A 13,028-nucleotide genomic window follows, 5' to 3' on the forward strand; every position below is an offset into this window, starting at 1 on the left:
TAATCATTCATAATGTTTCAATTGTTTAGCCATTTGTAAAATCCTTTCTCTTATTGTAAACAAAAAGTAGACAGTTTATTTTCTGTCTACTTTTCTTGTCCTAGTTTAATTGCACTGTTCGTTTTTAATTTCTATTTGTTTCCTTTAGCTTCTTCTCTAGAAGGTAAATCTAAAACTTCTTTTGCGACTGACATTGATTTAGCAACATCTGCTAAGTTAGGTGGAATAATGATTTTTGTAGCATGACCATTTGCAAGTTTTTCTAATTGTTCAATACTTTGTAATTGTAAGTATTCTGTCGAAATGTTTGCAGTTGTAATAAGTTCAATAGCTTGTTTCTTACCTGTCGCTCTTTCAATCATACTTTCTTTTTCTGCTTTTGCACGTAAGATTGTACTTTCATATTCCCCTTGCGCTCTAAGAATTTTACTTTCTTTTTCAGCGCTAGCTTCAAGGATTTGAGCTCTCTTGATACGTTCAGCTTGCATTTGTTTTGTCATAGCTTCTTGAACTTCTTTTGGTGGAATAATGTTTTGAATTTCAATTCTTTTTACTTTAATTCCTCAAGCATCTGAAGCTTCATCTAAGATTTTAGTTAACTTAGCGTTAATAATTTCTCTAGATGTTAATGCTTCATCAAGTTCAAGTTCCCCGATTAAGTTTCTAAGTGTTGTTGATGTTAAAAACTCAATAGCTAAAAATGGATCTTCAGCTCCATAAGCAAATAATTTTGGATCAAATATTTTTAAATATACTGTTGTGTCCACTTGAATAGTAGCGTTATCTTTTGTAATAACGTGTTGAGCAGGGTAGTCAAAAACTTTTTCCTTAAAGTTATTTTTAACTCTGATTTTGTCTATGTAAGGGGCCATAAAGTTTACACCCTTAGTCATTGTTTTCTTGTACTTACCAAGTCTTTCAACAATGCAGAAGTTAGTTTCGCTAACAATTCTCACTGAAAGACAACATGTAATCACAAGCATTACTACAGCAAGCACTGCAACAATTATAATCACAGCAATAATAATACCTGACATATAACCTCCTTAATAATTTGGTTATTTTAATTATACTCCTTTGATTTAACTACCTTATATTATTCGAAAAGTTTGCTTAAAAATATGAAAAATTTACATAAAAAATTAGGATTTTACTTTTGCAAAATAAAAGCACATAGAGTGTTTATCTATGTGCTCAAGTGTCATTGGTTAAATTTCATCTTCTTCATCTATTTCTAATTCATCGTTTTCAACTTCACCAAAAATTGATTCTTTAACCTTAAGTAATTGTTTCTTCAGTGATTTGCTTAAATTCTTTGTTGTAGGATCATTTAATTGTTCATCAATATCTATCTGTTTACCGAAGTTAAGTTTAACTTTAGCTAATTTCTCATCAGTTGGTTCGTCAAGGAACATAATTGTAGGAATGATAATAGGATTTCTACGTTTTTCCTTGTAGAATAATGTACTTAATCTATCTTGAATTAATTTTTCCAAATCTTTAACAGATCATTCTGGATTATTTTTAATGTAGTATAGAACTGCACCGTGAGCAACTCTCCTTGTTTCTTCAATTAATTGTTTAGAAGTTTTCACAAAGAAGCTTCCTCTTGTTACGATTTGAGGTCTATTAACGATTGCATTTTTGTTTCTATCAATTAAGAAAACAATATTAACAAATCCACTATCTTTAAGTTTTGCTCTTTCTTGAAGCATTTTTTCTGAAATGTTTAAAACTGTGTTTCCATCAATGTAAATAGGACCAAAGTTAATTGTTTTATTAGTTGGCTTAATAACATTATTGTACATTTCAAACACTTGACCTTTTTTAGGTATTAAAACATTTTTAGGATTGACTCCATTTTTAATAGCTGTTTGTCCGTGGACTAAACACATTCTGTAGTCACCGTGGTATGGAAGGAAATATTTAGGTCTAGTTAATTTAAAGATTTTATCATGCTCTCATTCATAAGCGTGACCTGATGTATGTAAGTAACCATCAACACCGTTTTCTTTAATAATTGCACCTAATTTGTAAAGTCTGTTTGTAAGTAATTCAACGACCATTCTGTTTCCAGGGATTGGGCTTGATGAGAAAATAACCATATCACCTTTTACAATTTTAATTGTTGCATGCTTACCATAACTCATTCTAGATAATGCAGCAAGTTCTTCACCTTGAGAACCTGTTGTTAAAACAACAAGGTCTGAATCTTTAATGTTAGGCAAGTCTTTTTTATCAACAATCACACCATTCGGAACATTGATGTAACCTAATTTTCTACCAATTTTAATCCCTTGGATCATTGAACGACCGAATGGAATAACTTTTTTACCTAATTTAGCAGCAAGCTCAATAATAACTTTAACTCTTGTTAAGTTAGAAGCAAATGAAGTAATAATAATTTTTCTTTTTGCAGCACGCATATGACGTTCTAAGTCAGTTAAGATATCTGATTCACTAGGTGAATGCTCAGGTCTCATGGCATTAGTTGAATCTGATAAAAGAACTGTAAGTCCCTCTTTACCAATTTCATCTAATCTTGCAAAGTCTGTATAGTTTCCGATTGGTGTATAGTCAAATCTAAAGTCTCCTGTACACATAAGCGAACCGTTTGGAGTAGTTAATCTAACACCAAATGCATCTGGAATTGAGTGTTGAGCGGTTCAAAAGTCAGCTCTACATCCATTTGCAAACTTATAAACGTCTGATTTATTGATTTCAATAAAATCAATTTTTCTTGTAATTTTGTGCTCATCAAATTTCAGTTTTAAATATTGAATTGCAATTCTTGGAGCAAAAATCTTTTTGATTTTTGTTTGTTTAACTAAATAAACAACACCACCAATGTGATCTTCGTGTCCATGTGTAATGAATAAACCTTCAATTATTTTTCCAGGTTGATTTAAGTATGAATAGTCAGGGATAATACCTTTAACACCAGTGTTGTAAGTGTCTGCAAATTTAATCCCTGAGTCAATTAAGAAAATATGGTTCATATGTTCTACAACTAATGTGGATTTACCGATTTCTTCAACACCACCTAACCCAAATATGTAAGTCGGTTGTTTCTCTCTCATATTACCTCCAAAATATGAATAAATAATGTAATTTTTAATCAAATTATTTAAATAAAATAATGTTAAATACATATAAATATGTATTTGCTTGCTATATTATAAACTATTATTAGTTTATATCATGACAATATCGAATTTTATTATAAAAATAAGTGTTTTAAGATAGCAAACTCTAAAAATAAATATAAAATTTAATTAACACTATTAATAAGGAGAAAAATGTATAAATTCGGTAACCTAAATATCCAACTTAAGGATGTGAATTCAATATTAAAACACAGCAAAATTAATGAAATTATTAAAAAAGTTAATAGTATTCATAACAACTTAGTTTTAAATTTTCAAAACACCGACGATGAAGAAACTAATGTGCTTAAGTATATTGATGATAATCTTGAATTTAACTTAGAGTTAATTAAAGCTAAAGTTGAATTTTTAAAATCTAGCAAAATAGATACATTAGTTGTGATTGCTGATGGAGAATCATATTTAACTACTAAAGCGATTTATGATTTTATTTTTAATAATTATTTAAATAATAAACCTACTTTTAATATTATCTTTACACAAAACAACATTTCTCCTGAAGTTTTAACAAATCAACTTTCTTCATTAATAGGGCAAAAATTTGCTATCTATTACATTTCAAAGAGTGCAATTTCTATTGAAAGCTCTGTTTCATTTAGAGAATATAGAAAACTACTTGAAGCTAACTTAAAAAAAAGCGATAGTATTGAAATGCTAAATGCACTTATTACAGTTGCATGCACTGAAGCAGATAATATACTTAATAAGATGGCTAAAATTCATAATTATTTATTCTTGAAATTACCTACAAACATACCTGAAAGATATGTTTCAATATTTGATCCATCATCATTATTTGTACTTGAATTCTTGAATTTTAATTCAAGAGAATTAATCGAGACATTTGTCTCAATTATTGAAAAGACCTTGAACACGCCAATAAAAGAAAATATTGTGTTCCTTACAGCTATTTTTAGATACATTTTTGCAAGATACAATAACAAGACTGTTGAAGTTATTAATGATAATGATTTTATATTAGATTCCTTTGTTGAATACGTTTGTTCATTATATAACTCAAGTGAAAATAAAGAGAAAAAAGGTTATTTAACAATTAGGGATTCTGTTAATAATACAAATAGTTTGGATAGTGATTTTTCAATCACAACAAACATTGTATTTAACAATAAAAAATACAACTTAAATCAAGACAAAAAAAAATTCGACCAGCTGGGTCTCCTAGGCACAAAAGGTGAAAATCAACCTAATTTTAATATCAAAAATAATGCATTTGACAATAATGATTTAATTATTGAATTTGATGAAATTTCAATCAATAATTTAGCTCATTTATTTGCTTTCTTCCAATTTGTTGCAATCTTATCTTCATTGTTATTTGGAGTTGACCCATTATCTCAACCAGGAGTAGAAGTTTATAAACACAACATTTATAATGCTTTACTAAAATAATATGACCAGATTAGATAAATGACTTTCATTTAACTTAAACATCAGTAGAACTGATGCTAAAAAGTTAATTTCCTCTAAAAGAATTAAAGTTGATAACAAAGTGGTTAAATCAATTATTAATATAATCAATGAAGAAGCTTGTTTAGATGATAAATTAATTGTTCCTAAACAAGAATTTATTTATGTTTTACTAAATAAACCTGCTGACTATGTTTGTGCAAATTATGATAACTTAAATAAAACTGTTTTTGAATTATTGGACAAAAGCATTAACTCATATAAAGATATTCACACAGTTGGAAGATTAGACAAAGATACTACAGGTCTACTATTAATAACAAATGATGGACAATTAACTCACTATTTACTTTCACCTAAAAAACATGTTGAGAAAACTTACTACGTTGAAGTTGATAATAAAATTGACCAAAACTTAATAAGTGAATTTGAAAAAGGTTTTGATATAGGAGACAATGAAATTGTCTTACCTTCAAAACTTCAAATTCTTTCAGATAATTCTGCAAATCTTACAATAAATGAAGGTAAGTACCATCAAGTTAAAAGAATGTTTAAACATTTTGATTTAACAGTGACTAAATTACAAAGAATTTCATTTGCTTTCTTAGATATTAAAAAAGAAACACTACAAGAAGGTCAGTTTAGATATTTAACTGAAGATGAAATTTTAAAATTAAAAAATAGAGAATATTAAAAAATGGTGTTATAATATTTAAGCCATCAGAACAGTAACCCACTAACCTGGTCAGGACAGAAATGTAGCAGCCACATGAGGAAGTGCTGTGTCTGGTGGTTTTGTTTAGATATTTTTAAAGAGAGTCTCACGTACAGCCATGAGCTCTCACTTTTTTTATAGTTAATGAGATAAAAAAGAAAAACCTTACAGATTTTGTAAGGTTTTTTAATTATAAATTTGAATTAATTGAAGTTATATTATTCAACTGAAACATCTGCACCAGCTTCAACTAAAGCTGCTCTAATTTGTTCAGCTTCTTCTGGTTTAATGTTTTCTTTAACAACAGCTGGTAATGTGTCAACGATTTTCTTAGCATCCATTAAAGCAACACCTAATAAGTCTTTAACAACTTTAATGATTGCAACTTTTTTACCGTTGTCAGCTTTTAAAACAACTTTAACGCTTGTTTTTTCTTCTGAACCACCTTCAGCAGGAGCTGCAGCAACAGCAACAGCAGCTGTAGGGTCGATTCCGAATTCTTCTTTCATAGCGTCTACAAGTTCCATAACTTCTTTAATTGACATTTCTTTTAATGATTCGATGAATGTTTCTTTTGTTAATTTAGCCATAATATGTTTCCTTTCAAACTAAATATTTTTATTATTCTGTTTTACCTTCACTTACTAATTTAAGTGATAATGAAATTTGTTGTAATGGTGCCATCATTGAACGTGCAAGAATTCCAAGTGCTTCTTCGTATGTTGGAAGAGTAGCAACTTCTTTAACACCTGCAGCGTTGATAACTTTACCTTCAAATGTTCCAGCTTTTACAACTAATAATTTGTGAGTTTTAGCATATTTTGTAAGTAATTTAGCTGCTGACATATCGTCATTGTTTGAGAATGCGAAAATGTTTGGACCAACTAAGTATTCTGCTAAGTCAGCAAATCCTGTTTGTTGTGCTGCTAAGTTGAATAAACGGTTTTTGTAAACTTTGATGTCAACACCAAGTTTTTTAGCTTCTTTTCTGAAATCTTCTAATTCAGAAACTGTTAAACCACGGTATTCAGCGAAAGCAACAGCTTTAGAGTTTTGAATTTTATCAACAATTTCTAAAACAACTTCTTTTTTAGCTGCTTTTAATTTTGATTCTGACATACTTGTGCCTCCCTTCAAAATCTATTACGCAATACAATTTGAACAGGAATGAGATACACTCGGTAACAAATTAAGTATAAGCATTTATACAGTTACTGTCTATATGTATTGCTTTTATATTATATAGCATAACTTAAAAATTAGAATAATACTTTTGATACTTTTAAACCTATAGCATAGTAATAAAAGTAGTTTTATGAAATAAAATTAAATTTTTAATTTTCTAATTTTATTAGTAAATTTTGCTAATCAAAAAATTGTAATTTTCTTATTTTTCATATTTTGTGAAAATTTCAGCTATTTCTTTTTGTTTTTAAATTTTGTCTTTATAATTCATTTACAGCAATCAGAAATTAATCAATTTCTATCGTTGTTTTTATTTCAAATTTAGATTCATAAAATGCATAATTTAATGCACTATTAACAATAAATTTATATAGATTCACAAGGAGACAATATGAGCAAAAACAAACACGTTATTATTTTAATCAATGGTAAAAGACGTAGTGGAAAAGGTTTATTAAGTAATGAACTTTCAAAACAATTAAAACCTCAATTTGAAGATAACACACACATTTTATCTTTTGCGCAACCAATTAAACAAATTACTCAGCCAATCTTAGATGAAATTAATTGAAATGGTCAAGACAAAGAAATTGTTAGACCACTTTGAATTGCTATGGGGGAAGTTGGAAGAAACATCGATACAAACATTTGATGTTCAAGAGTTTTTGAAAAAATTAAATCAATTGCTAACGAATCTTCTAAAGCAGGTAAAAGCAGTTTATTCATCATTGACGACTTACGTTTCCCTAATGAGTTAGAATACTTCAAAGGAAACATTAATTCAGTTAGAGAAATGGTTTCACCTGATGATGAAGTTAAAATTGTTTCAATCAGAATTGAAAAATACTTTGACCCTGAAAAATTTGTTAAAGGTGTTGATGACAACTCAACTGAAACAAGTTTTGATAAATTAGTAAACATTAGTTTCGATCATATTGTTCCTCAAAATACATTAATAGATTGAGAATGAAAACCAATCTTTGCTAATGTTGATGTTACAGCTAAAAGTATCATCAGAAACTTTGTTGACAAACCTCAAAATTAATTTATATAGCTTATATACTATCTCGGATGTTTATTCTGAGATTTTATTTTGCAATTTTAAGACAACAAAAAGCAAAATAAAACACATCCATTCGGATGTGTGAATAGCAATTTAAAATTAAGCTTGTTTTGCAATATCAACTAAAACTGCAAATGTTTTTGGTTCGTTGATAGCTAATTCTGAAAGCATTTTACGGTTAATTGTAACACCTGCTCTTTTTAAACCGTTAATAAATCTTGAGTAGCTCATTCCTTCTGCTCTAACTGCAGCGTTGATACGAGCGATTCATAATTTACGGAAGTTTCTTTTAACTTGTTTACGGTCTCTGAAAGCGTATGTTCAAGATTTTACAACTGCTTGTTTAGCAACTTTGTAACCGATTGATTTGTGTCCAAAATATCCCTTAGCTAATTTTATTCATTTTTTACGTCTTGCTCTTGTAACTGTTCCACCTTTAACTCTTGCCATAATTTAATTCCTTTCTTAAATAATGTTAATTATTATCTTGTTTATGAATTAACTTAACAAGATTAGATTAAAGCTTTAAATCTTTTAAGGTCTGATTTAGACATAAGAGCAGCTTTACGTGAGTGACGTTTTTGTTTTGTAGTTTTGTTTTGTGCTAAGTGTGAACGGTAAGCTTGTTCTCTTAAGATTTTACCTGTTCCTGTAACTTTAATACGTTTTTTTAACGCACTTTTAGTTTTCATTTTTGGCATTTTATTCTCCTTCTTTAGCATCTTGATCTTTTGATTCAAGATTCTTTTCTTTTTGGTATCTAAGTACTTTTTGTTTATTTGGTTGGAGATTCATGTCAAGGAAACGATTATTGATTAATTTAGGTTCTGATGTGATTTCAGCAATATCTTCTAATGTTGCGAAGAATTTTTCTAAAGTCTTGATTCCTAAATCTTTCATCAATAATTCACGTCCTCTTAATTTTAATGAAACTTTGATACGATCACCTTTTAAAAGAAATTCTCTAGCTTTTCTACTTTTTGTAAGTAAATCATTTTCTCCAATCATCGCGGTTAATCTAACTTCACGATTTTGGATAATTGTTTGTTTTTCTTTTAGTTCTTTATTTTTCTTTTTACGGTCATATTTAAATTTACCGTAATCAAGAATACGACAGATTGGTTTAGGTTCAACGCTTATTAAAACTAAGTCCATTCTCTGGCTTTTTGCCAATTCAATTGCTTCAGATGTGTACATTACACCAATTTTTTCTTGATCTGCTCCGATTACAAAAACTTGTTTGAATGGAATATCAGAATTTACGTAATGTTCTGAAGGTGTTTTCTTTCCTTTTGCTTGAATAATATACTCCTTAAATAAATGTTAAGTAAAAAAGTGGTTACCCACTTCCTTGTTCTACTAAAAAAGGTATCAGAATTTTTGATACGTTTAATTGTAGCTAAACCCAAGACTATGGTCATCAGGTGAGAAGTGTCTTCTACTTTTCTGCAATTTAAACTTTTATATTGCTTTTTAATTTTATCAAAAAAATATTTTTTGATTAACATTACATATAACTATGTTATATGTTAGTTTTTAACCAATATACCTATGTGTAAGGTAAAAAAGTTTTAGCAATTTCATTTATGCAAGTAATTACAAATAAATTTATTTTATTTGACTGTCTAAATCCAACTTTTATATGCATTTTTATGAACTAAAAATATTGCTTATTTGTTAAAAAATAACTTACATAAAATATTATATTTTTTATAATTAAACTATGAATAAAGAACATAAAACATCGTTTAGTTGAGAGCTAAAAAAAGAAGTCATAAACAACTTATCTAAACCACACGAAATTAAGAGGTTTTTAAGTGGTTTACTTTTTTGTGCTGCAGAAGTTGAAAAAGAGTTTTATGTTCTCAAAATTAAAAATGAATATCTTTATTCAAAATTGATTAGAAAACTTGAAAAAATTAATATTAAACCGATCATTAATCTAAAATGAAAAACTAAAATCTTAATTAAGATTTCTGACCTTGAAATGATTGAGGAAATTGATTTTAAAGATTCGCTTACAAGTTTTTTTGCTGGTGTATTCTTTGGAAGTGGCAGCATCTCAGGAAAATCATCAACTTCATACCACTTAGAAATTTCTTCGCATAATCCTGGGCACTTAGTAAAAATCCAAGAAAAACTAAATCAATATGATTTTAATTTCAACTTCTTGAATAGAAATAATAAATACATAATTTACCTTAAAAATAAGGAAAAAGTTATTGACTTTTTAGCAGCTATCGATGCTAAAAAGTCTTGGTACAAGCTTCAAAACATAATTATTGCTCGTGACTTTGAAAATGTTGTTAACCGTATTAATAATATCGATATGAGTAATATTAATAAGATTGCAAAGAGTACAATTAAGCATATTGAAAATATTAACTATATGTTTGAAAATGGATTAGATATTCATTTCACAGACAATCAACTTGTTTTATTTAGATTAAAAGTTGAAAACAAATGATTGTCACTTCCTGAATTATCAAATTTACTTAACACTGAACATAATATGTATGTTTCAAAAAGTGGAATAAATCACTGATTTAGAAAACTTAATGAAATTGTTTCAGAACACAAGAATGCTAAAAAATAGAGTTTTTGCATCTCAGTAACTTGAGATGTTTTTTTTAATCAAAAAGCAGACATTTTAGTCTGCTTCAATTTCTATTGATCTTGTAAATTTATGTCAAATAACTTAACTAATTTGTTTTCTGAATTTTGATCTCCAAATGAAAACTCGAGTTTGTTTTCATTTTGATTTAGGAAGATAAAGAAGTTTTTGTAGTCTCCATTATATACAAATTCTTTTTTAAATACAGATGTTTTAATATTGTATGAATAAATATAATTTCCATTATCATTTTGAGCCATAAAGAACATTTTATCCCCGTGCATAGCAGCTTTTGGTAAAACTTTTAAACTTAATCCATTAACTAATGAACCAAATTCATTAACTGTATGAATTGAGTTTTCAATATTTTCAATTGGGATAGTTTTGTTTGTTTCAACGTATTGTAATTTAGGTTGATTATCTTTTATCGAAACAAAATACAACTTATGATCGTTATAGTTTAATGATGAAATTTCTTCTCCATTTGCATACATATCTTTAAGTTTGTAAACTCACTTATTAAATAATGAATTATGCACTTCTTGAGAAATAAAGTTAATTGTTTCATTTGAACCATCATTTGGTTCTAAATCAAATAATGTGAAATCTGTTGTAACTGCATTTTGATAATTAAAAAAGTTTTTTATTTCAAAATCTAAATCGATTTCACCTGATTTTCCTAGAGGGAAGTATTTTTCAGCTTTTCCTGTATCTGCATGTGTTGGATCGGTTGAGAATCATTTACCATCTTCATTTTGGATATTCAATCAAGTGTGGTAGTCGCCTTGCATCACTTTGTATGGAATATTTACATTAGATAAAAGCAGTGCCATTTGATCAACATAGTGTCTACATACACCTTTATGTTCAATGTAAGCAAAGTCAAGTGAATTCATTGTTTCAGTATCTGATTTAGTTTTATAAATTAAATTTTCTAAAACGTATTTACCTAGCACATAGACTTTTTCATAAGTATTCATTGAGTTATCAATCAAACTAAGTGCATTTTCAACATAATTATCAACTACTTGATTCATATTGTTTTTTCTAAAGTCATTTGCATTTATTAAAATTCCATAAACTTTATTTTCTGGTGTAACTTCAAATGAAATTGCTGATGCTGAAACTAAAGAAATTTGTTTGAAGTTTCTAAAACCTGATCTTAGGAAATCTTTAACAATTTCATAATATGTATCAGCAGGAATTAAATATCCATTTTTATCGTAATTTATTCTTCCATTTAATGGTTTGTAATTTTCATCATTTGAATGATCTTCATTTTTATCTGCAACAACTCTTTTAACAATTTCTTTGAAATGTTCTCTAACTTCATCGATTGTCATTTCAGATTTTAAAGAATAAGTAGGAGGATTTATTGAAGCTAACTGCTTATTAAAACCTTTAACAAATGTTGAAAACATTTTGTTAATTTTTGCATATTCTTCTTTAGCAGACTCTGCGTTATTTCCTACTACAGTATCTCATCCATCAATTGCTGTGTTAATTTTGTTAAAAATTACATCAGCAAAACTTTTGTAAGATTCATATTGTTCATCAGTACCTTCAGGTCTAAACATATGAAACGCAAACGATTCAGCACGTCCTTTATAAACATTTGCATAATTGTTTAAGTAATTGTTAAAGTCAACTCTTGTTTGTTCAATTTGTGATTTGTATGATTCAACACTATTTAATTTTTCTGGATCATTCGGTTCTGGTGTTACTGGATTTGGTTCCGGATTAACAGGTTGCACAGGTTGTTCTGGTTTAGCAGGTGTTGGTTCTTTAACATTTTTAGTATCACAAGAAATTGCAGAAATCAATAAACTTGTTGCAGGTGCTAAAAATAATAATTTAAATAAACTCGATTTTTTCATAAGTCTCCATCTGTAAGTAAAAACAAATAATTACTTTACTTACTCTTTATATAATTAAATGATATAACATTTATTATATTTTCAACGAATTAAATTAATTTATGCTGAATTCAGATTAATCACATTGATTGATTACTCTAAACTTTTCTACATTGAAAATTAGTTTCAAATTTTGTATAATAAAATTACTAGAAAATAAAATGGAGTGTCATTTATGGACAGATATAGCAAAATAATTGAAGAAAAATGAAAAAATGAAAGAGAAAAACTTAAGGAAGAAATCAAAGAAAACGGAATTCCTGAATGACTAGAATTAAAAATTAAAAAAGTTGTTGATAGAGTATTCTTAGATAAAAAGTATGAAGACAAAATAAGAGAGTCATTACTAACTGACGATGTTTTATTATCTTTCCTTATGAAAGATCCTAAAAGACAAAATATCTATGAGAGTGTCTTTAAAGATGAATTAACAAAAATTGGAGTAAATGTTCAAAAACTAAATCCTAAAGGAGCTGAAGCTCTTTATTTACTCAATGATGAAATTGTTCATAATTCAAATGATAAACCAAGAGAACTAAAATCACTAGATTTTGTCATACATCATAACGGTAAGACAATTTATGTTGTAAATAAATATACAAATGAATGCGGTGGAGCTCAAGATAATCAATACAATGATGTTATTATCCAACTTAAAAATCTTGGCCCTAACACTGTTGATTCAGTGTGATTTTGTTTAGATGGTCAATATTACACAGAAAGCAGAATACAAGCACTAAAAGATATTAATGAAAATGCTATTATCCTTGATCTTGATAAATTAATTACGAAATTACAAACTAACTCAATTAAAAAATTAAGACGGTAAATTTGAACTAAACTAAGATAAGAAAAGTAGACAGAATAAACTGGGACACAAAATATGGACAACGTCGTATTTTGTGTTTTTTATATTAAGGAGTGATTATGAAACAACTAA

General features: G+C 27.9%; 13 protein-coding genes and 1 other RNA gene. 6 read left to right on the forward strand and 8 right to left on the reverse strand.

Annotated features, from left to right (window positions below; all coding sequences use genetic code 4):
• Positions 1 to 131 precede the first annotated feature (131 nt).
• Both ACNF36_RS02400 and ACNF36_RS02405 read right to left on the reverse strand, forming a co-directional pair.
• A complete protein-coding gene (locus ACNF36_RS02400) occupies positions 132 to 1,037 on the reverse strand; it encodes an SPFH domain-containing protein (RefSeq protein WP_418303602.1) in 906 nt (301 codons plus the stop codon).
• A gap of 171 nt (positions 1,038 to 1,208) precedes the next feature.
• On the reverse strand, positions 1,209 to 3,080 hold the full coding sequence (locus tag ACNF36_RS02405; protein WP_418303603.1) for a ribonuclease J: 1,872 nt from the start codon (positions 3,078 to 3,080) through the stop codon (positions 1,209 to 1,211).
• A gap of 219 nt (positions 3,081 to 3,299) precedes the next feature.
• Here ACNF36_RS02405 and ACNF36_RS02410 point away from each other — a divergent pair, with 219 nt between their 5' ends.
• From ACNF36_RS02410 to ffs, 3 genes are all read left to right on the forward strand, one after another.
• The gene (locus tag ACNF36_RS02410) at positions 3,300 to 4,577 is read left to right on the forward strand and encodes a hypothetical protein (protein WP_418303604.1); all 1,278 of its coding nucleotides are present in this window, start codon (positions 3,300 to 3,302) and stop codon (positions 4,575 to 4,577) included.
• Position 4,578: 1 nt separating this feature from the next.
• The gene (locus tag ACNF36_RS02415; RefSeq protein ID WP_418303605.1) at positions 4,579 to 5,289 is read left to right on the forward strand and encodes a pseudouridine synthase; all 711 of its coding nucleotides are present in this window, start codon (positions 4,579 to 4,581) and stop codon (positions 5,287 to 5,289) included.
• Between the two features lie 15 nt (positions 5,290 to 5,304).
• Positions 5,305 to 5,399, forward strand: an RNA gene (gene ffs, locus ACNF36_RS02420) — signal recognition particle sRNA small type.
• A gap of 129 nt (positions 5,400 to 5,528) precedes the next feature.
• On the opposite strand, the gene rplL is transcribed toward ffs, so the two are convergent.
• Both rplL and rplJ read right to left on the reverse strand, forming a co-directional pair.
• Entirely contained in the window at positions 5,529 to 5,900 is a 372-nt protein-coding gene (gene rplL / locus ACNF36_RS02425) for a 50S ribosomal protein L7/L12 (RefSeq protein WP_257088781.1), read from the reverse strand.
• A 31-nt stretch (positions 5,901 to 5,931) separates the two neighbouring features.
• Positions 5,932 to 6,429: a 50S ribosomal protein L10 gene (gene rplJ, locus ACNF36_RS02430; RefSeq protein ID WP_257088783.1), complete on the reverse strand. Its 498-nt coding sequence runs from the start codon at positions 6,427 to 6,429 to the stop codon at positions 5,932 to 5,934.
• Positions 6,430 to 6,886: 457 nt separating this feature from the next.
• Here rplJ and ACNF36_RS02435 point away from each other — a divergent pair, with 457 nt between their 5' ends.
• Entirely contained in the window at positions 6,887 to 7,540 is a 654-nt protein-coding gene (locus ACNF36_RS02435) for a hypothetical protein (RefSeq protein WP_323188430.1), read from the forward strand.
• A gap of 117 nt (positions 7,541 to 7,657) precedes the next feature.
• Here ACNF36_RS02435 and rplT read toward each other — a convergent pair whose 3' ends face one another.
• The 3 genes from rplT to infC form a co-directional block, all read right to left on the reverse strand.
• Positions 7,658 to 8,008, reverse strand: a complete 351-nt coding sequence (rplT, locus tag ACNF36_RS02440; protein ID WP_257088787.1) for a 50S ribosomal protein L20 — start codon at positions 8,006 to 8,008, stop codon at positions 7,658 to 7,660.
• 62 nt (positions 8,009 to 8,070) lie between these two features.
• A complete protein-coding gene (gene rpmI / locus ACNF36_RS02445) occupies positions 8,071 to 8,259 on the reverse strand; it encodes a 50S ribosomal protein L35 (RefSeq protein ID WP_257088789.1) in 189 nt (62 codons plus the stop codon).
• 1 nt (position 8,260) lies between these two features.
• Positions 8,261 to 8,878: a translation initiation factor IF-3 gene (infC, locus tag ACNF36_RS02450; RefSeq protein WP_257089781.1), complete on the reverse strand. Its 618-nt coding sequence runs from the start codon at positions 8,876 to 8,878 to the stop codon at positions 8,261 to 8,263.
• 403 nt (positions 8,879 to 9,281) lie between these two features.
• Here infC and whiA point away from each other — a divergent pair, with 403 nt between their 5' ends.
• A complete protein-coding gene (gene whiA, locus ACNF36_RS02455) occupies positions 9,282 to 10,154 on the forward strand; it encodes a DNA-binding protein WhiA (RefSeq protein ID WP_418303606.1) in 873 nt (290 codons plus the stop codon).
• A 71-nt stretch (positions 10,155 to 10,225) separates the two neighbouring features.
• Here whiA and ACNF36_RS02460 read toward each other — a convergent pair whose 3' ends face one another.
• Positions 10,226 to 12,049 (reverse strand): transglutaminase domain-containing protein, encoded by a 1,824-nt coding sequence (locus tag ACNF36_RS02460; RefSeq protein ID WP_418303607.1) that lies wholly within the window; start codon positions 12,047 to 12,049, stop codon positions 10,226 to 10,228.
• A 214-nt stretch (positions 12,050 to 12,263) separates the two neighbouring features.
• Here ACNF36_RS02460 and ACNF36_RS02465 point away from each other — a divergent pair, with 214 nt between their 5' ends.
• Positions 12,264 to 12,917 (forward strand): hypothetical protein, encoded by a 654-nt coding sequence (locus ACNF36_RS02465; protein WP_418303608.1) that lies wholly within the window; start codon positions 12,264 to 12,266, stop codon positions 12,915 to 12,917.
• Positions 12,918 to 13,028 lie beyond the last annotated feature (111 nt).

The organism is Mycoplasma sp. 4463 (assembly GCF_048381515.1).
Lineage (GTDB): Bacteria > Bacillota_I > Bacilli_A > Mycoplasmatales > Metamycoplasmataceae > Mycoplasmopsis.